Here is an 18,606-nt window from a genome sequence, read left to right as displayed (position 1 = left end):
AGTCCAAACCGGCAGAAAGTAAAATGACCCTGTCGGCCAATATGGGAATGCGCGCAGGCGTTCCGAACGCGCAGCCCCGGCGACAATCGTTTGCACCAATCAGTCCATGAGCATCAGCCCACCTTCTTCCCCTGTGACCATCCGCGACGTCGCCCGCGCGGCCGGCGTGCATGTGTCGACCGTCTCGCGCGCGCTCAGCCCCGAGAAGCGCTCGCTGATCAGCGACGAAGTGCTGCGCGTGGTGGAAGAGGCCGCGCAGCGCCTGGGCTACCGGCCCAACCGCGCGGCCTCGGCGCTGCGCACGGGCCGCACCCACACCATCGGCGTGCTGGTGCCCGACATCACGAACGCGGTGTTCCCGCCCATCCTGCAGGGCATCGAGGCCAGCGCGGCGGCGCGCGGCTACTTCGTGTTCGTCACCAACGTGGCCGACCCTGCGCTCGCGCGGCCGGTGCTCGAACGCATGCTCGCGCAGCGCGTCGACGGCGTGATCCTGGCCACCGCCACGCGCGACGATCCGCTGGTCGACTTCGTTTCCAAGGCCGGCATGACCGCGGTGCTGGTCAACCGCGCCGACGAGACCGGCCGCCTGCCGGCCGTGGTGAGCGACGACCGGCTCGCGATGAAGCTCGCGGTCGACCATCTCGTGGGCCTCGGCCACAAGCGCATTGCGCACCTGGCCGGACCGCAGAACATTCCCACCGGCGTGGGCCGCCGCCTGGGCGTGGAGCAGGCGCTGCGCGACCACCGCATGAAGCCGCTGCGCGTGGTCGAATGCGCGAGCTACAGCCGCGAGGCCGGCGCGGCCGCCATGCGGCAGATGCTCGAAGCCGGCCCGGCCCCGCAGGCCGTGGTGTGCTGCAACGACCTCGTGGCGCTCGGTGCCTACGACGCGCTGCGCCAGGCCGGCCTGCGCGTGCCGAGGGACATCTCGGTCACCGGGCACAACGACATGCCGCTGGTCGACATGGTCGACCCGCCGCTCACCACCATCCGCCTGCCGCACCGCGAACTCGGCTGGCGCGCGGCCGAGATGCTGTTCGAGGAGATCGACGGCCGCGCGATGTCGGCATCGACCGTGGTGCTGCGGCCCGAACTCGTGGTGCGCAACTCGACCGGCGCGCCGGCCGTGCGCTGATCAGCGGGGCGGGGTTTTCTTGCGCACCGCCGGCCGCCGCGGCGGCTTGGCCTCGAGCACCAGCTCGGCCGGCAGCGTGTCGTTCCACGATTCGGTGAAGTAGGCGCGGTCGCTCGGCACCAGCTGCGGCAAGGCTTCGCGCAATGCAGCCAGCGACTGCTCGGCCGCCTGCAGGTCGCCCGCGTGCGCCGCGTACCAGGCGTGCTCGAACAGCAGGCTGCAATGCTGCAGGCCCGGGTAGCGGCGCCGCCCGGCCTGGTGGTCGGTCAGCCGCGCCTGCGCCACCTCGACCCAGCGCGCCGGCCAATGGGCGGCATCGAAGGCATCGGCGAGCGGTCCGGCGAGCCGCGAGACCGCGGCCCTATCGAGCGGCTTCTGCGCACGGAACTGCGCGAGCGTGGGCTGCCGCTCGGGCCGGCAGTGGCCGCGCGCGATGCGCATCAGGTAGATCGCGTTCCAGGCCGAGCGGCCCTGGCCGTCGGTGTGGCCGCAGAGCCATTCGCTGAAGGCGATCCACTGCACGGCGCGGCGCGTGGTGTCGGCATGGCCGTCGTGCACGAGCGCCGGCAGGTCGGACAGGCCCACGCGGTCGAACAGCCACGCGGCCATGCCCATGTTGGCGGCCACGTGCTGTGCGGCGTCGAAGGAATGCGATTCGAAGGCCGCGGCCAATGCTTCGCCGAAGCGCTGCAGCGACTCTTCGGCGAGCGCTGCGGCCGTTGGCTTGTCGTCGGCGGAGAGCCCGAGCGCGCGCGAGCGGCACACCAGCGCCCACAGGTTGCACCATTCGAAACGCACGTCGGGGTGGTGCCGCAGCACCAGGCTGCGCGCCGCATCGTTCGCCATGCCACTCAGCAGCGACTGCGCGAGCGGCAGGTCGCGCGCGGTGTAGGCGCACCAGGCAGAGACGATGCATTCCATCGCGCCCAGGTAGTCGTTGCCCGCCACATGGTGCGCGAGGCGCTGCTTCTTGAGCGCCTGCAGCCGGCGGCGCGCCTGCTCGTTGTCGCCGAGCCGGCGCCACAGCATCGCCTCGTTGAGCGTGACCAGCGCGCGCTGGAAATCGGTGGCGGCCAGCGTGCCGGCCAGGCGGATCGACTCCAGCGCGCTGGCCGGCTGGCCGGCCGCGCTGCCTCCCGCCACCGGCGCCATGAGCCGGCCTTGCCGCGCCGCCTGCTGCGAGGCCACCAGCTGCTTCCAGAACGCGGCGTCCTGCAGGTGCACGGCATCGGGCGGCGGCGAGCCGGGCGCGGCCGCGCGGGCCCTGCGCGAGCGCAGCCCCAGGAAAGAAGCCATCTCGGCGGGCGTGGCTGGGCGGCCGCCCACCAGCATGCGCACGCGCTTCGCCTCGGCGGGCGGCAGCCAGAACGGACCCTGGCTGCGCCGCTCGGCGTTCAGGAAGCGCGGCTCGCGCTGCGTGTCCTCGCCCCAGCCGACCTCGATGTGCCAGGCCTTGAAGTCGCGGAACGCGCGGCTCACGACCATGCGCAGCGTGCTCGCATCGGAGACTTCGCCGCGCAGGTCGGCCAGCCGCACGAGGCCGGCTTCGGCATCGTGCGCATGCTTCATGCGCGCGAGCAGCCAGAGCGACTGGAATGCCGCGCGCTGGCCGTTGACCGATTGCGGCGAGGTGAGTTCGATGGAAAGCGGAGTGGGGGCGGCGGTTCTGGGCACGCCTCGGATTGAACCTCAAATCCGATGATCAGCGATGCCTGTCGAGCAGGCCGGGAACTTCGCTGCGACCGATGCCCAGGTCGCACAGCTCGTGGTCGCTCATGCCGGCCAGACGCTGTGCGTCCGCGCGGCTGCGGCGGCGCTCCGCGGCGCGGCGGCGCCAGCTGCGCAGGGCATGCATCAGGCGTTGATGGAAGGGCGAGTGCGTTGGCGCTGTCACGATGGTCTCCTTGTGGGAGCGCTCATCTTGCGGCGACGCATGCTATTGTGGAAGTTGAGATTTCTGACACCTTCAATCAGCATTCCTGATGCGACAGCTCAACCTCGACCAACTCCGCACGCTCATCGCCATTGCCGATCTGGGCACCTTCTCGGCGGCGGCCAAGGCGCTGCACCTCGCGCAGCCCACGGTGAGCCTGCACATCAGCGAACTCGAATCGCGCCTCGGCGCGCCGCTGGTGCTGCGCGGCGCGCGCCGGGTCACGCCCACCGCGGCAGGAGCCGTGCTGGTGGAGCGCGGCAGGCGCCTGCTGCGCGATGCCGACGACGCCATCGATGCGGTGCGGCGCCAGCACAAGGGGCTGGCCGGCCGGGTGCGCATCGGCTGCAGCACCACCAGCGTGGTGGTCGACCTGCTGCCGCCGGTGTTCCATGCCCTGCTGGAGCGCTATCCCGACATCGTGCTGACGCCCAGCTTCATGGGCTCGGAGTATTCGGTTGCCGGCGTGCTGGCCGGCACCCTGGACCTGGCCATCATCGCGCTGCCCCAGCCTGCGGTGCCGGGCCTCGCGCTGACACCCTGGCGCCAGCATTCGATGATGGCCTTCATCCCCGCGCGCTGGCAGGCGCCGCGCCGCATCACGCCGGCCTGGCTGGCGCAGCAGCCGCTGATCATGAACGAGCCGGGTTCGCGCATGTTCGCGCTGACCATGGAGTGGTTCGCACAAGCCGGCTTCGCGCCCCGCGCGCGCATCGAGCACGACTACGACGTCGCGATGCGCGGCCTGGTGGCCGCCGGCTACGGCGTGGCACTGCTGCCCGCACCCGACGGCGGGAAGGTCGCCGACGCCGGCGAGCACGTGCAGACGCGGCCGTTGAGCCCGAAACTCACACGCCACCTGGCCATTGCGTACCGCGCGCAGGGCCCGCTGGACGGTGCCACGCAGCGCGTGATCGAGACGCTGCTGGAGTTCGCCAAGGGCTGAGCACCGGGTCGCGCTCGGCGCCGCGCAACGCGTGCTGCTGGTGTTGGTGCTGGCGGCGTTTCGCCAGCTCTGATTCAAACCTGGCCGGGCCTGCGCGCGCCGAGCGAAAGAATCTCGTTGGCGTTGACGATGGCCGCGGCGATCTCTTCCATGGTCGTGCGCTTGCTCATCGCCTGGTCGCGGATCAGGTCGTGTGCCTGCCCTTCGGAAACGCTGTGTGTCTTCATGAGAATGCTCTTGGCTTCGGCGAGCTGCCGTACACCGAGCAGCTTGGCCTCGACCTTGCGCAGGCGCCGCGCGAGCGAACGGCTTTCCTTGTGCGCCTCGCGCGCCACCACCAATGCAGAGAGCAACCCGAAGGAGCGCACCGGCGAGGGAAGCACCGCCTTGGCGCCGATCTCCAGCACGGCCTCGACGATGGTCGGATTCTCGTAGGTCACCACGGCGATGATGGCGGGCGCTTCTTCGTTCTGGGTCCATTCGAAGCGCAGGTTGATGAAGTCGGGCTGCACCGCCATGAAGGCCACGTCGATGCCCTCGGGAAGCACCTGCACCGGCGGCCAGAAGGCCTGCACCTGGCAGCCGATGCGCTGCAGCTGCTGCGTGAGCTGGCGGCCGTCTGCATCGTCAGGGTGGATCACCGCGATCTTCAGCAGGCGCAGCTCTTTCAGCTGCGGCGGCGTCATCCGCAGGGTGTGTCGCTTGGGGGCGGCGCCGTCCATCCTAGAGCTCCAGCGTATCGAGCCTGGCCGTCCAGTCGCCCAGCGAGTGAGTGACCAGATAGGGATCGGGGTACACCGCGCGCGTCGCCTGCCGAACGATGGTGAACTGCCCGTGCGCATCGACCCGCCCGATGCGGGGGTAAAGGCAGGTGTGATGGTTCGCCGGATCGATCTTCACGCGCCCCTGCGGCGCATCGAACTCGCTGCCCAGGATGTGCGGCAGGATCTCCGCAATGCCGTCGCTGCCCGATTGGCGAAACGCATTGGCGAAGATGTGCATCTGGAAATACGAGGCCTCCCAGCACAGGTTGGGCACGCAGCCATCGCCGAAGCGTTCGCGCAGCCGCGCGAGGCAGCGCCGGTTGGCGGCCGAGTCGATCGACTGGAAGTACGGCGCCGCGGTGAAGTGCCCCGTGGCCACGCCGGGCCCCATCTGGGAGATCTCGGCTTCCGACGTGGTGAGGCTCGAGATCGGCATCTTCTTCGGATCGAAGCCCGCTTCCGCGTACGCGCGGTAGAGGCTCGCCGTGGAGTCGCCCACCACGGTCGAGAAGATGAAGTCGGGCTGCCTGTCGCGGATGTCGTCCATGATCGCGCGGTAGTCCTTTTCGGTGGCGTCCAGCGCCACGTAGCGCTCGCCCAGCTTCTCGCTGCCCGGGCGCTGCATCACCAGCTCGCCCATGATGCGGTTCGACTCGTAGGGATAGATGTAGTCGGAGCCGATCAGGTACACGCGCGAACCGAAGTTCGTGGTCATGAACTCGGCCAGCTGCACGCTGTTCTGATTGGGCGCGGCTCCGGTGTAGATCACGTTGCCCGAGTACTCGAAGCCTTCGTAGAGCGTGGGGTAGAACAGCAGCTTGTTCCACTTCTCGACCACCGGGATCACCGCCTTGCGGCTGCTCGACATGTAGCAGCCGAAGATCACGTTGACACGGTCCTGCACGATCAGCTTCTCGGCCAGCTGCGCGTAGCGCGCGGGGTTGGATTGCGGGTCGTAGCGCACCGCCACGATCTCGCGGCCGTCGACGCCGCCGGCTTCGTTGATTTCCTCGATGGCGAGCAGCGCGCCCTGCAGCTGCGACAGCCCGATCGTCGAGGTGACGCCGGTTTCCGAGTAAAGGATGCCAACGCGAATGGGGTCCTTGTCAGCCACGGGGGTGTCTCCTGGGTGTGTGAACCATCATTCTCCTCAGTTTGCGGCAGCCAGCCGCGCGCTCATGCGCGCGAGCCGCGCGGGCAGGCTGCGTGCGTCGTCGGCGATGCAATAGTTGCGCCAGCCGAAGATCCGGCGCACATACGCGTCGGCTGCGCCATCGACCGCGATGCAGGCAGTGCGCACGCCGGCTTCGCGCGCTTCGGCGACGGCCATGCGGGCGTCTTCGATCAAGTAGCGGGGGTCGTGCACGTCGATGTCGGAAGGCGCGCCGTCGGTCACGAGCAATATCGCGCGCCGGCCTGATGGCTCGGCGCGCAGGTGCGATGCAGCATGGCGCAGTGCGGCGCCGATGCGTGTGGAGTAGCGGCCGCGCACCGCGCCGATCATGGCGCGCGAGGGCGCTTCGAACGGCCTGCCGAAGTCCAGCAGGCGGTAGTAGTAGACCTCTGCGCGTGTGTTGGACGAGAAGCCGTGGATGGCGAACCGGTCAGCGCCGCGTGCGTTCGAGCCGGCCAGCAGCAGCGCGGCCTGCTTTTCGATGTCGAGCAGCGAACGCGCACCGCCATGGCCAGGGGCGTTCGCCGATTCCGACAGGTCGAGCAGCACCAGCACGCTGCTCGGGCGCGGCGCCTTGCCGGGGCGCATGAAGAGGCGCGGGTCGGGGCGCAGCCGCAGGCGACGGTCGACCAGCACCTCGATGGCGGCGTTCAGGTCGACGTCGTCGCCTTCCCATTGGCGGCGCAGGCGATGGGTGCGGTCGAGCTGGCGGGCGCGGAGCAGCGCGAGCGGGGCCGGGCGCTCGGTGGTGTTGCTGGCGGCCGCTGGTTGTTCACGCACCGGCAGGAGGCCCTGCCACGCCGGCAGCTTCTCGATCACCGTGCACCAGTCGGGCCGCAGGCGTTCGAGCTTGCGGTCCCATTCGGGGTAGCTGTAGCGGCCCAGCTCCAGTTCGGCGGCGCCTTCGGGCAACGGGCCATCGCCTGGATTCGCAGCATCGCCTTCCGCCGACGGTGGCGGCCGGGCACCGGACCGCTGCAGCGCGATGGCTTCGTCGGGCGGCGTTTCGGTCTCGCCGAAATCCCACAAATAACTGTTGTCGTCGCGGTATGGTGCCGGCACTTCGTAGTGCTGCGGGTCGAAGCGCACGCGCATCTGGCCGAGGTCGTTGGCCAGGATCGATGCGATCGTACGGAAGGCGTCGTGGTCTTCCAGCCCCGCAGCGGCCACGGTCTCGTCGAACAGGCGGCGCGCCTTGTTGACCCAGTGGTTGTCGTCCTGCCACGCGGGCAGCATCAGCATGCGGTCCATGCGCGAGACGAGCGCCGCGAAGCCCAGGTCGAGCGGGTCGGGCGCGGGTGCGAGCGATCCGGCGAACCAGCCGTGTACCCCGGGGAAGTCGCGGCACAGCAGCCGCTCGACGCGTGCGTCCTCGATGGCGGAAACGATGGCGATGCCCATCGGCTTGAGCGTGCGCGCGGGCCGGGCGGGCCGGGAATGGCGCAGGTGCGCGACCGCATGGGCCACCATGGCGCGGCGCAGCCGCTCACCGCCGCTGCTGCCGCCGTCCTGCGCGGGGAGCAGCAGCCGCTTGCCCACCAGCACCGCTCGCGTGCCTGCGCTGCCTTCGAGCGGCTGCACCTCGATGTCGACACCCACCAGCCCGCGGGCGAGCAGGGCCAGTGCGGCGTGGCTGGCTTTCATCCGAACTGGGCAGCGACGAAGCCCTGCAGCGCACTCGCCATGTCGGGGTCGTCGGTGAGGGCACGCGTCATGGTCATCTCGCAGCTGTCGCGCGGCGGCACGCCGTCGCGGATCAGCACGCCCGCGTAGATCAGCATGCGCGTCGACACGCCCTCGTCGAGCCCGCGGTGCTTGAGCTCGCGCGAGCAGCGCGCAATGGCCACCAGCTTCGCGGCCAGGTCGAGCCCGACCGCGGCCTCGTGCGCGACGATTTCCGCTTCGAGGCCGCTTTCGGGGTAGTCGAACTCCAGCGCCGCGAAACGCTGCCGTGTCGAAGGCTTCATATCCTTCGCGCTGCTTTGGTAGCCGGGGTTGTACGACACCACGAGCTGGAAGTCGGGGTGCGCGCGCACCAGCTCGCCCTTCTTGTCGAGCGGAAGGATGCGGCGCGCGTCGGTCAGCGGATGGATCACCACGGTGGTGTCCTGCCGCGCTTCCACCACCTCGTCGAGGTAGCAGATGCCGCCATGGCGCACCGCCAGCGTCAGCGGGCCGTCATGCCAGGCCGTGCCGCTTGCGTCGAGCAGGTAGCGCCCCACGAGGTCGGAAGCCGTCATGTCCTCGTTGCAGGCCAGCGTGACCAGCGGCCGCCCGAGCGACCACGCCATGTGCTCCACGAAGCGGGTCTTTCCGCAGCCGGTCGGTCCCTTGAGGATCAACGGCATGCGGTGGCGGTAGGCCTGTTCATAGAGTGCCACTTCGTTGCCCGCGGGCCGATAGAAGGGCTCGGTCTCGATGCGGTAGCTGCCGAGCGGATCGGTGGAACGGGGCAGGGCGGCGTTCATGGCGTGGCGAGCAGTTCCCTGAGGGCGGCGTCGATGAAGCGGGTGTCGACGGGGCTGCTGCCGCCGCCTGCGAAATGGCCCCACACGCCCGGGATCGGGCGGCACTCGGCGTTCGGCATGTGCGACACCTCCCACTCGTTGTCGGCCACGGGAAAGTACAGGTCCCGCTCGGCCGGCATCACGATGGCGCGCGCCTTGATGGCGCCCAGCGCCTTCTTGAAGTCGCCCTTGAACACCGGGTTGTCGCTGATGTCGCCGTGCTGCCAGGACCACAGCATCGCGAGCAGATTGTTGGCGTCCTTCTGCAAAAAGAAGCCTTCCCAGAAGCCGACCAGGAAATCTTCGAGCGAGCTGAAACCCAGCTCGCGCCAGAGTTCCTGCATGTAGAAAGGCTGCGACAGGCCCCAGCCTGCGTACACGCGCCCCACTGCCCGCAAGCCCTTGCTCGGCGGCGTGCTGTACCAGCCGCCGTTCCACGCCGCGTCGGCCGTGAGCGCCGCCTTCACGCCCTCGAGAAACACGATGTTGTGCGGCGCCGTCTTCGCCGAGCCGCAGAACGGGGCGATGCGCTGCACCATGTCGGGGTACAGGCAGCCCCACTGGTTGGTCTGCTGCGCGCCCATCGACCAGCCTGTGACGAGCGCGATGCGTTCGATGCCGAACTTCTCCGTGACCAGGCGGTGCTGCAGCCGGACGTTGTCATAGAGCGTGATGTCCGGAAAGCGCGACAGGTTGTACGGCTCGGGCGTGTTGCTGGGCGACGAAGAAAGGCCGTTGCCCAGCATGTTCGGCACGATGATGAAGTACTTCTCGGGGTCCAGCGCCATGCCCGGGCCGATCAGCCATTCGTTGTCGCGGTGCTGGCCCGAGTACCAGGTCGGGTAGACGATCACGTTGCTCTTGTCGGCATCGAGCTTGCCGTAGGTCTTGTAGGCGAGCCTGGCATTGCGCAGCGTCGCGCCGCGTTGCAGGGGCACATCGCCGAGGTCGAAGATTTCGTAGTCCATGGTCGTTGTCGCTTTCGGAAGAGGGGTTCAGTTCTTGATGGACGGCGCGGCCGCTGCCACCGGCGCGGCGCTGCCGATGTGGAGCACGAAGTAGCAGACGCCCGCCGCAATGAAGGCCGCCACGGCCGTCGACAGCTGCGGCGCCATCGTCTCGGTGGCATAGGCCACCAGCGAGCCCACGCCCCAGGCGATGAAGGCGCGCGGGCGCCAGTCGGCACCGATGGCGGCGCCGGGCCGCACGAAGTACAGGTCGGCGATCAGGATGGCGCCGATGGGCGGCACCAGGATGCCCAGCAGTGACAGCCACGGAATGAACAGCGCCCACACGTTGGCTGCGGCAACCGCGATGCCCACCGCGGCGAGCGCCACGGCGAACACGCGCATGCGCCCGTTGCCGATGCGCGACCAGCCCACGGCCGAGTTGTAGAGGCAGTGCGCGCACACCGAGCCCAGGTTGCACAGCAGGAACACGAAGGCCACCACGGCCAGCCACGGCGCGTTCTGCGCGAGCAGGTAGCCGAACATGTTGTCCAGTCCGAAGGGCTGCGGTTGCGGCAGCGCCAGGGCGGCGGTCATGATGCCTCCGGCCAGCATGGCGACCAGGTTGGCCACGGGAAAGGCGCAGGCCGTGGCGATCAGCGAACTCTTGCGGTCGACGGCCCAGCGGTTGAAGTCGGCGGTGACAGTGCCCGCGTCGATGAACAGCGCCACCACGATGGTCAGACCGATGCCGAAGGACATCGGCAGCGCGGGCTGCGTGCCGGCGTACGACAGCACCTTGTCCCACCCCGCTGCGCCGGCCGAATGCAACGCGACCCAGCCGCCCAGCACCACGAACAGCGGCACCGACACCATGCCAATCCAGTGCAGCCCGCGAATGCCGACGAAGGTGATCCCCAGGTACAGCACGCCTGCCGCAATCGTCATCGTCAGGTAGTCGAACTTGAAGGCCGTGTGCATCAGGTTGCCCGTGATGCCGGTCTGCACCGCGTACCAGCCCAGCAGCAAGGTCGACAGCAGGCCCGAGGCGAACACGTAGCCCTTCCTGCCGAAGCTGGCGCTGGCCAGCAGCGCGAAGTTGTGGCCGCGCGCCGTGCCCAGTGCACCGAGCGACCCCACGTACGCGAACATCAGCAGGTTGCCCACGATCATCGCGAGCAGCGCGGACTGGAAGCCCATGCCCGCCACCAGGATGGAGCCGGTCATGGCCCCCGTGATGATCATCGGGAACCCGAGCCACACCATCGAGACCGAGAAGGTGCTGCGCCGCTTCGAGAGCGGAACCGGGTCGTGCTCGTACTCGTCGCCGAGTACCTTGTCGTCGAGATGCGTCTGTGTCATGGCGTACCTTTTGTGGTTGAGCGTGGAAGGGCCGGTCGCCCTGTCAGCGATGCTTGGCCGGCTCGTTTGGAATGCCGTCGATCGGGCATTCAGGCGTGCCGACCGTGCTGCGCGTGAACGACTCCACCATTTCTCTGGTGCCCTCAGGGTCGTTGATCCACTGCGTGTAGAAGTTGTAGGGGCAGGCCGCCACGCCCTTGTCGCCGTCGCCCGAATTGATGGTGCCGGTGTAGCCGCGGTGCACGAGCTTGAAGAGGTGGTTCTGCGACTGGCCGTTCTTGCGCGCGTCGCGGATCAGGCTCATCGACAGCTCGGCATAGTTGATGCCCATTTCCTCCTCGCCGCATTCGCCGAGCGTGCGGCCGTCGAAGCCGATGAGTGCCGAGTGGCCGAAGTACGAGTACACGCCGTCGAAGCCGGCCGCGTTGGCCACCGCCACGTAGGTATTGTTCATGAAGGCCATGGCCTTCGACACCAGGATCTGCTGCTCCTTGGCCGGGTACATGTAGCCCTGGCAGCGGATGATGAGTTCGGCGCCGCGCATCGCGCAGTCGCGCCAGATTTCGGGGTAGTTGCCGTCGTCGCAGATGATCAGGCTCATCTTCATGCCCTTGGGGCCTTCGCTCACGTAGGTGCAGTCGCCCGGGTACCAGCCCTCGATGGGCACCCACGGCATGATCTTGCGGTACTTCTGGACGATCTCGCCCTGGTTGTTCATGAGGATCAGCGTGTTGTAGGGCGCCTTGTTCGGGTGCTCTTCATGGCGCTCGCCGGTCAGCGAGAACACGCCCCACACGTTGGCGCGGCGGCAGGCGTCCGCGAAGATTGCAGTCTCTTCGCCGGGCACGGTGGCGGCGGTGTCGTACATCTCCTTCGCGTCGTACATGATCCCGTGCGTGGAGTACTCGGGAAAGATCACCAGGTCCATGCCCGGCAGGCCCTTCTTCATGCCGACCAGCATCTCGCCGATCTTGCGTGCGTTGTCGAGCACCTCGGCCTTGGTGTGCAGGCGGGGCATCTTGTAGTTGACGACCGCGACGCCGACGCAATCGTTGCTGCTCGAAATATCACCATGTCTCATGACGCTGCTCCTGCTAGGGGTGGTTGAAGGGAAAGAAGAAAATTTCCTCACTCGGGCGGTCAAAGCTCCGCCCCCGGATGGCGCGCATCCGTTTCGAAAAGGCTTCGTTGCGACCGAAAAAACAAAAAAGCCCGAACCGGTGTTGAAACCGGTTCGGGCTTTATTGCCCGACACCTCGCTGGCAGCACTGGCAGCGGGCGTCGTATGAATGAAGGACTGATAACGATTGCTCGTTGGGGCGGATTCTTCTCAACTCACCCCTGCGTGAACATACGTTCTTTCGCTGATTGGCGGATACGCAGAACGTATGGTATTCGCGCGCACACCGGCGCGGCGCTGCTGGTTAGCGCGGGCGGGCGAAGTCGGCTTCGATCCAGCCGGCGGCGCTGCCGGACGTGAGCTTGAAGGCAGGTGAGACGTTGACGCTCGCGAGCTCGCTGTCGTCTTCGTCGTCATGTGCGCTCAGCATGGCCGAGGGGTTGTCCTCGTCGGGCACGATGGCGAGCGACACGCGAATGCGCCGGCCGTCGCGCGCCGTGACCGTCACGCTCTTGTTGAGCGTGGCGTGCAATTGCTGCTCGTGGCGGCGGATCACTTCGGCGGCGGTCTTCACCAGCGTGGAAAACGCAGGCCCGTCGAGCGGCTTCGGGTTCTTCTTGTCGCGGCCCATGGTCCAGGGGCCGACCAGCGCCGGTTCGGGGTCGCCGTGGCGGGTCATCTCGACGGCCCAGCCGTCGTCTTCCTCGTTCTTGATGACGCGGGCGGTCCATTGGCCGTCGCGCCAGAGGCGGGGTTCCTGCAGGGGGAGGGTGTCGGAGTCGGTGGAGTCTGTGGCTTCGGTCATTCGGGTGCTTGTGTTCGTGCGCGGCCCATTTTCGCCTGCGCCTGCGTGCCGATGTAATGCTGCAGGCCATCGACCAATGCATCGAAGGCGGCGCGGCAGCGCGGACTGCTGCGAAGATCCTCGTGCATCGTGACCCAGGTCTCGAGCTTCAGGGAAAACGTGCGCCGCATCAGGCGCACCAGCGCCGCGTTGCGCAGGGCGAGCCCGGCCTGGCAGATGCCGATGCCCGCACCGGCGCGGATCAGCGCGAGCTGCGCCAGGTCGCTGTCGGTGCGCAGCGAGAAGGCATCGCGGCTGAAGCCCTTCAGCGACTTGCCCGCATTGCGCACGAAGGCCGAAGGCTGGTCGTAGCCGATGACCGAATGCGCCGCCAGTTCTTCGAGCCTGCGCGGTGTTCCATGACGGGCCAGGTAGTCCTTGTGCGCGTGGAAGCCGAGCTCGATCTGACCGATGCGGCGCGCCACCAGCTGCTCCTGCTTCGGGCGGACCATGCGCACGGCAATGTCGGCCTCGCGTCGCAGCAGGTCCTGGACGCGGTTGGTCGACACCAGTTCAATCTTCAGGGCCGGGTGTTGCTCGAGCAGCCGCGCGACGATGGGCGGCAGCACCTCGACGCCGATCACTTCGCTGGCGGACACCCGCACCACGCCGCGCGCGCCCTCGCCCTGGCTGGTGGCGGCGCGCGCCAGAGAAGCGGCGGTGCTCTCCATCGCCTCGGCATGGCCCCGCAGCGCCAGGGCAATTTCGGTCGGCATCAAGCCGACCTGCGAGCGCGTGAAGAGCACCACGTCCAGGGCTTTTTCCAGCGCCGCGACATGGCGTCCGGCCGTCGGTTGGGTGATGCCGAGCGCGCGCGCCGCACCGGAGAGCGAGCCCTCCCGCAGCACGGCGAGAAAGGAGCGATAGAGTTCCCAGCCAATGTTCGAGGTCATGCATAAATGTATAGCTGCTGGCTCATGTTCGGCAATTCCAATGGAATGGCCTGCGCTCCAGAATCCATCCATCGACAACTCTTCCGGAGCGTTTTCATGGCCCGCAGCAACACGGTTCTGGTTCTTGGTGCCACAGGCGGCATCGGCAGCGAGGTGGCGCGGCAACTGCGCGACGCGGGGTGGCAGGTGCGCGCACTGAAGCGCGGCGCGGCGGATACAGCGGCGCAGAAGGACGGCATCACCTGGATCTCCGGCGATGCGATGGACCGCCATGCCGTGGCCGAGGCCGCGAAGGGCTGCTCGGTCATCGTGCATGCGGTCAATCCCCCCGGCTACCGCCGCTGGCCGCAGCTGGTGCTGCCGATGCTCGACAACACCATTGCGGCCGCCACGGCCGAAGGTGCCACCATCGTGCTGCCCGGCACGGTCTACAACTACGGGCCGGATGCGTTTGCCCTGCTCGCCGAAGATTCGCCGCAGCGCCCCGCGACGCGCAAGGGCGCGATCCGCGTGGAGATGGAAAAGCGGCTCGAAGCCGCCAGCCGCCGCGGCGCCCGCGTGCTGATCGTGCGCGCCGGCGACTTCTTCGGCCCGAAGGCCGGCAACAACTGGTTCTCGCAGGGGCTGGTCAAGGCGGGAAAGCCGGTCGGCACGGTGAGCTACCCAGGCAGGAGCGGCATCGGCCACCAGTGGTCCTACCTGCCGGACGTGGCGCGCACCATGGTCGAACTGCTGGAGCGCCGCGACAGGCTGGAGGCCTTCGCGAGCTTTCACATGGCTGGCCACTGGGATGCGGACGGCACGCGTATGAGCGGCGCCATCCGCCGCGTGGTGGCGCGCCGCACGGGTGTCGAACCGCGCGTGGCGGCCTTTCCGTGGTGGCTGCTGACCCTGGCTTCGCCGTTCTTCGCGACCTTTCGCGAGATGCGCGAAATGCGCTACCTGTGGGAGACGCCGGTGCGGATGGACAATGCGCGGCTGGTCGCGTTTCTCGGCCGCGAGCCGCACACGCCGCTCGACGAAGCAGTCGAGGCTTCGCTCGAAGGCATGGCGTGCCTGCGCACGCCACCGGTGGCAGTGCCCGCCTGAAGATGCGGCAGAGGCGCGAGCAACCAGCCGCTCAGAAGACCGACAGCCCGGTCCGCGCGACGAAGAGTTCCAGCGCCTTCATTCCCAGCAACGAGTTGCCCGTGGCGTCCAGCGCGGGCGACCACACGCACAGCGTGAGCCGGTCGGGCACCACGGCCACGATGCCGCCGCCCACGCCGCTCTTGCACGGCAGGCCGATGGAGAACGCCACGTCGCCCGCGGCGTCGTAGGTGCCGCAGGTGAGCATCAGCGCATTGATGCGCCGCGTCTGCCGCTCGCCGGTCACCTCGGCCCGGCCGTCGATCGGATGCGCGCCGTCGCGGCACAGGAAGGCCGCCGCGCGCGCCAGCTGGCGGCAGCTCATGCGCAGCGCGCACTGATGAAAGTAGGTGTCGAGCACCACGGCCACGTCGTTGTCGATCTTGCCGAAGCTCTTCATGAAGTTGGCGAGCGCGATGTTGCGAAAGCCGGTCGCGGCCTCGGAGCGTGCCACCTCGTCGTCGAACGAGATCGGCTCGCCGCAGAGGCTGCCCATCAGCGCCAGGATGTCGGCCTTGGCGCTGCCGCTGGCCTGCAGCGCCTGGCTCACGAGGCGGTCGGCCACGGCGATGGCGCCCGCATTGATGAACGGATTGCGCGGCTTGCCCTGCTCGTTCTCCAGCTGCACCAGCGAGTTGAAGGGATTGCCCGAAGGCTCGCGGCCGATGCGCTCCCACAGTGCGTCGCCCATGCGCTGCATGGCCAGCGTCAGCGTGAAGAGCTTGGACACGCTCTGGATCGAGAACGGCGTTTCGGCATCGCCCGCGAAGGCCTCGGTGCCGTCGCAGGTGCGCAGCGCAATGCCGAGCTGGCGCGCATCGATGCAGGCCAGCGCCGGGATGTAGCTGGCCACCGTGCCGGCGGTGCCCAGCAGCGGCCGCAGGGTGGCGACAATGTCGTCGAGCACCGGCTGGAAGTCCGTGTCCTTCATGCCCGCGCCTTTCGCCGATTGACCATCACGATGCCGAGGCCCACGCCCACCAGCGCCAGCATCAGCTGCAGCGTGAGCGGTTCGCCGAGCAGCGCCACGCCGAACACCAGCGCGAACAGCGGCGTCAGAAAGCTGAACGACGACATCTGCGTGGCAGGATAGTGCCGCAGCAGCCACATCCAGGTGAGGTAGCTCGCGAAGGCGCCGATCACGGTCTGCAGGCCGATCGAGGTCCATGCCCACGCCGAATACGAGAGGCTCCAGCGTTCGCCGAGCGCCAGCGACAGCAGCGGGCACACGGCCGCGGTCACCGCCACCTGGTAGAACAGGGCCTTCTCGGCGCTCGCGGTGGCGAGCCGCGTGGTGCGCAGCGCCAGCGTGGTCAGGCCCCAGAGCATGCCGCCGACGATCGCCATCGCATCGCCAACCAGCTGGCCCGAGCCCGAATGCCCGAAGCCTTCGCTGAATGCGAACAGTACCGCCGCGAAGGCAATGCCCAGGCCCAGCCATTGCAGGCCGCGCAGGCGCTCGGCCGGCACCCAGCGCGGCAGCAGCAGCGAGACCCAGAACGGCGCGGTGTACAGGAACACCGTGAGCCTCGAAGCCGAGGTGTGCTGCAGCCCCAGGTAGATGCAGGCGAACTCGCCCGCGAACAGGAGGCCCACGAGCAGCCCGCCCGGCAGCGTGCCGTCGCGCTCGAACAGCGGCACGCGGCGCCACAGGCACCAGAGCCAGAGCAGCGCCACGGCGCCCGCCATGCGCACCGAGGCCTGCCAGAGCGGAGGCACTTCGGCGACGGTGGTCTTGATGAGGATCTGCTGCAGGCCCCAGAACGCGCAGCATGCGATCAGAAGGCCGATGGCGAGGGGATCGAGGTGGGTCTTGCGCTGGATCATTCGTCGCGTTGTTGTTCGTTCACCGGCCGGCCACCGGATAAGGCGGCTTGCCCCGCGTGCCCACCATCAGGTCGGGCACCACGGTTTCGACATCGGGCACCGCGCGCGCGGCGCGTTCGAGCTTCCTGGCCACGGCGGCCGAGGGCACGCAGCCCTGCAGGTAGATCCAGCGCCGCTGGATCATCACCCACACGCTGGCCTTCTGCACGCCCGGCACGGCCGAGAGCGCGGCGCGCACCTTGGGCGCGAGCGGCTTGTCGTAGCGGTAGGCGTTGCTGTCGGTGCATTTGCCCGCGAGCCAGCAGCTGGTGCCGCGCTCCAGCCGCGAATGGGTCTGGGCACGGCGCTCCTCGGCGGTATAGAGCGGGCCTTCGGGCATGGCACAGGCGGGCTGGCCGGCGGAGACCTGGAAGAAGGGATCGTCGAACCAGTTCTGCTTGAGCGGTGCTGCCGGCTCCTGCGCCGCCACGTTCTGCGCAGCCAGCAGCACCGACACGCACATGAACGCAGCGCCGCGGCTCACAAGGGATGTTCCGTGTAGAAGCGCCCGCCGTGGAACAGCAGCGGCGAGGCGCCGGCGTTGTGGGTGCAGCGCTCCACCTCGCCGACGAAGATCACGTGGTCGCCCTCGTCGTAGCGGCTGCGGTTGAAGCATTCGAAGCTCGCCGCCGCACCGGCCAGCACCGGCGCGCCGCCAAGCCCCTCGGTGAAGGCCACGTCGGCCCAGCGGTCGATGTTCTTGGTGGCGAAGCGCTCGGCCAGCCCCTTCTGGTTGGCGGCCAGGATGTTGATGGCGTAGTGCGAGCCGGTGCTGAGCGCCGGCATCGAGCCGGCCGCGCGCGCCAGGCTCCACAGCACCAGCGGCGGCGCGAGCGACACCGAATTGAACGAGTTGGCCGTGAGGCCGACCAGCGTGCCTTCGGCCGAGCGCGCGGTGACGATGGTCACGCCGGTGGCGAACATGCCGAGCGCTTCGCGGAACTCGTCGGGCGAAAAGGTGGGGGGCTTGGCCCGGCGGGGAGTGGTCACGGAAAAGGCTGGGCGATGATCGGCAGGAGGACCATTTTGGCTCAGCGCACGGCGGGCTGCTTGGCCGGGCCCATCAACTCTGTCACGAGCCGGGTATAGGCACTGGCGGCGGCCGAGGGCGTGCGGCCCGCAAGCGTCACCAGGCTGTAGTGCGTCCGCATGCCTGCAAAGCCGACGATCGGCAGGGGCGCGAGGGCGTTCGTGTCGGTGTCCAGGGCCGGCGCATGCGGCGCGAGGATCACCGCATTGGCAGTCAGGGCCAGATGGCGAAGGGTGCCGGCGTCGTCGCAGGTCACGCTGAATGCGCCGCGGTCGCTGCGCCGAGTCTGGCGATCGAAATATGCGGCCACTTCGGCGGGCAGGTTCGGACCGGCCAGGGGATGGTCCATGGCCCTTTCCAGCGTCACCTGCTTCAGGCGGCGCAGCGGGTGCCTGGGCTGCACGAAGAACGAGACCGGCAGGTCGGGCAGGCGCGCGAGCTTCAGTCCGGGCTGCTTCTTCAGGTCGCGGGTGTCGGCGATGAACAGGTCCAGCTGCCGCCGGTGCAGGCGCTCGCAGAGCGTGGCGGTGTCGGCCACTTCCATGCGCATGAGCAGTTGCGGATGGCGCTGCGTCATCAGCGACAGGGCCATGCGGCCGAGCGTGCTGGCGGCGAAGGGGCCGAGACCCACGGCAAGGCTGCCGATCGCGAGGCCTTCGAGCTGCAGCACGTCGCGCTGGATCTGCTGCGCATCCGCGAGGAGCTCGCGGGCGCGCGCGAGCACGAGCTCGCCTGCCTGCGTGAAGCGCACGGTGCCGTAGGCGCGGTCGATCAGGCGCGCTTGCAGGCTGTCCTCGAGGGTGTCGATGCTGCGCGAGAGCGCGGGCTGCGACAGGTGCACGGCCTGCGCGGCGCGGCCGAAGCTGCCCTGCTCCGCGAGCGCGACGAGATGCTGGAGCTGGCGCAGCTGCATTTTGCGTTCTGGTTAAAAAGAGAACTCATATTTTGCATTTG

Annotated in this window: 20 protein-coding genes; 4 read left to right on the top strand and 16 right to left on the bottom strand. The window is 68.5% G+C overall.

Translation table 11 applies throughout. From position 1 onward, the window contains the following. Positions 1-106 precede the first annotated feature (106 nt). Positions 107-1,138 (top strand): LacI family DNA-binding transcriptional regulator, encoded by a 1,032-nt coding sequence (locus FB547_RS00495; RefSeq protein ID WP_145738719.1) that lies wholly within the window; start codon positions 107-109, stop codon positions 1,136-1,138. Here FB547_RS00495 and FB547_RS00490 read toward each other — a convergent pair whose 3' ends face one another. Together FB547_RS00490 and FB547_RS00485 are read right to left on the bottom strand one after the other, a co-directional pair. Next, positions 1,139-2,812 (bottom strand): hypothetical protein, encoded by a 1,674-nt coding sequence (locus FB547_RS00490; protein ID WP_145738717.1) that lies wholly within the window; start codon positions 2,810-2,812, stop codon positions 1,139-1,141. It abuts the gene before it with no gap. Between the two features lie 28 nt (positions 2,813-2,840). Then, positions 2,841-3,032 (bottom strand): DUF1127 domain-containing protein, encoded by a 192-nt coding sequence (locus tag FB547_RS00485; RefSeq protein ID WP_145738716.1) that lies wholly within the window; start codon positions 3,030-3,032, stop codon positions 2,841-2,843. Positions 3,033-3,120: 88 nt separating this feature from the next. Between FB547_RS00485 and FB547_RS00480 the strand changes: the two genes are divergently transcribed. Beyond that, complete coding sequence (locus FB547_RS00480) at positions 3,121-4,017, top strand: LysR family transcriptional regulator (protein WP_145738714.1); 897 nt, start codon at positions 3,121-3,123, stop codon at positions 4,015-4,017. Between the two features lie 74 nt (positions 4,018-4,091). Here FB547_RS00480 and FB547_RS00475 read toward each other — a convergent pair whose 3' ends face one another. Genes FB547_RS00475 through FB547_RS00445 form a run of 7 tightly spaced genes read right to left on the bottom strand, consistent with a single transcriptional unit; the run spans position 4,092 to position 11,852 of the window. Further along, on the bottom strand, positions 4,092-4,739 hold the full coding sequence (locus FB547_RS00475) for an ANTAR domain-containing response regulator (protein ID WP_145738712.1): 648 nt from the start codon (positions 4,737-4,739) through the stop codon (positions 4,092-4,094). Position 4,740: 1 nt separating this feature from the next. Further along, positions 4,741-5,895 carry a transporter substrate-binding domain-containing protein gene (locus FB547_RS00470; protein WP_145738710.1) on the bottom strand — a complete coding sequence of 385 codons (1,155 nt, stop codon included), beginning with the start codon at positions 5,893-5,895 and terminating at the stop codon, positions 4,741-4,743. Between the two features lie 36 nt (positions 5,896-5,931). Next, positions 5,932-7,599, bottom strand: a complete 1,668-nt coding sequence (locus FB547_RS00465; protein ID WP_145738708.1) for a nitric oxide reductase activation protein NorD — start codon at positions 7,597-7,599, stop codon at positions 5,932-5,934. Next, positions 7,596-8,423: a CbbQ/NirQ/NorQ/GpvN family protein gene (locus FB547_RS00460; protein WP_145738706.1), complete on the bottom strand. Its 828-nt coding sequence runs from the start codon at positions 8,421-8,423 to the stop codon at positions 7,596-7,598. Before FB547_RS00460 ends, FB547_RS00465 begins: the two co-directional genes overlap by 4 nt. Continuing rightward, a complete protein-coding gene (locus tag FB547_RS00455) occupies positions 8,420-9,430 on the bottom strand; it encodes an alpha/beta fold hydrolase (protein WP_145738704.1) in 1,011 nt (336 codons plus the stop codon). The genes FB547_RS00460 and FB547_RS00455 overlap by 4 nt, the downstream gene beginning before the upstream one ends. A gap of 27 nt (positions 9,431-9,457) precedes the next feature. Next, complete coding sequence (locus FB547_RS00450) at positions 9,458-10,771, bottom strand: purine-cytosine permease family protein (protein WP_145738702.1); 1,314 nt, start codon at positions 10,769-10,771, stop codon at positions 9,458-9,460. Between the two features lie 43 nt (positions 10,772-10,814). Then, entirely contained in the window at positions 10,815-11,852 is a 1,038-nt protein-coding gene (locus FB547_RS00445) for an aliphatic amidase (protein WP_145738700.1), read from the bottom strand. Between FB547_RS00445 and FB547_RS00440 the strand changes: the two genes are divergently transcribed. Beyond that, complete coding sequence (locus FB547_RS00440) at positions 11,851-12,060, top strand: hypothetical protein (protein WP_145738699.1); 210 nt, start codon at positions 11,851-11,853, stop codon at positions 12,058-12,060. The two genes, FB547_RS00445 and FB547_RS00440, sit on opposite strands and share 2 nt — an antisense overlap. Positions 12,061-12,195: 135 nt before the next feature. Here the strand turns inward: FB547_RS00440 and FB547_RS00435 are convergent, their stop codons facing one another. After that, positions 12,196-12,696: a hypothetical protein gene (locus FB547_RS00435; RefSeq protein ID WP_145738697.1), complete on the bottom strand. Its 501-nt coding sequence runs from the start codon at positions 12,694-12,696 to the stop codon at positions 12,196-12,198. Continuing rightward, the gene (locus FB547_RS00430) at positions 12,693-13,628 is read right to left on the bottom strand and encodes a LysR family transcriptional regulator (protein WP_145738695.1); all 936 of its coding nucleotides are present in this window, start codon (positions 13,626-13,628) and stop codon (positions 12,693-12,695) included. Before FB547_RS00430 ends, FB547_RS00435 begins: the two co-directional genes overlap by 4 nt. 96 nt (positions 13,629-13,724) lie before the next feature. On the opposite strand from FB547_RS00430, the gene FB547_RS00425 reads away from it, so the two are divergent. Beyond that, positions 13,725-14,717 (top strand): SDR family oxidoreductase, encoded by a 993-nt coding sequence (locus tag FB547_RS00425; RefSeq protein WP_145738693.1) that lies wholly within the window; start codon positions 13,725-13,727, stop codon positions 14,715-14,717. Positions 14,718-14,748: 31 nt separating this feature from the next. Here the strand turns inward: FB547_RS00425 and FB547_RS00420 are convergent, their stop codons facing one another. The 5 genes from FB547_RS00420 to FB547_RS00400 are packed head-to-tail and all read right to left on the bottom strand — an operon-like array spanning position 14,749 to position 18,565. After that, complete coding sequence (locus FB547_RS00420) at positions 14,749-15,687, bottom strand: glutaminase (protein ID WP_145738691.1); 939 nt, start codon at positions 15,685-15,687, stop codon at positions 14,749-14,751. Beyond that, positions 15,684-16,583, bottom strand: coding sequence for a DMT family transporter (locus tag FB547_RS00415; RefSeq protein ID WP_145738689.1), 900 nt, complete (start codon positions 16,581-16,583; stop codon positions 15,684-15,686). Before FB547_RS00415 ends, FB547_RS00420 begins: the two co-directional genes overlap by 4 nt. Before the next feature lie 19 nt (positions 16,584-16,602). Next, the gene (locus FB547_RS00410) at positions 16,603-17,106 is read right to left on the bottom strand and encodes a BON domain-containing protein (RefSeq protein WP_261380193.1); all 504 of its coding nucleotides are present in this window, start codon (positions 17,104-17,106) and stop codon (positions 16,603-16,605) included. Next, positions 17,103-17,612, bottom strand: a complete 510-nt coding sequence (locus FB547_RS00405) for a flavin reductase family protein (protein WP_145738687.1) — start codon at positions 17,610-17,612, stop codon at positions 17,103-17,105. Before FB547_RS00405 ends, FB547_RS00410 begins: the two co-directional genes overlap by 4 nt. Before the next feature lie 41 nt (positions 17,613-17,653). Next, on the bottom strand, positions 17,654-18,565 hold the full coding sequence (locus tag FB547_RS00400; protein WP_145738685.1) for a LysR family transcriptional regulator: 912 nt from the start codon (positions 18,563-18,565) through the stop codon (positions 17,654-17,656). Between the last annotated feature and the right edge of the window lie 41 nt (positions 18,566-18,606).

Origin of the sequence: Variovorax beijingensis, from assembly GCF_007828835.1 — a bacterium.
GTDB classification, from domain to species: domain Bacteria; phylum Pseudomonadota; class Gammaproteobacteria; order Burkholderiales; family Burkholderiaceae_C; genus Variovorax; species Variovorax beijingensis_A.
This window is presented reverse-complemented; position numbering and strand designations above follow the sequence as displayed.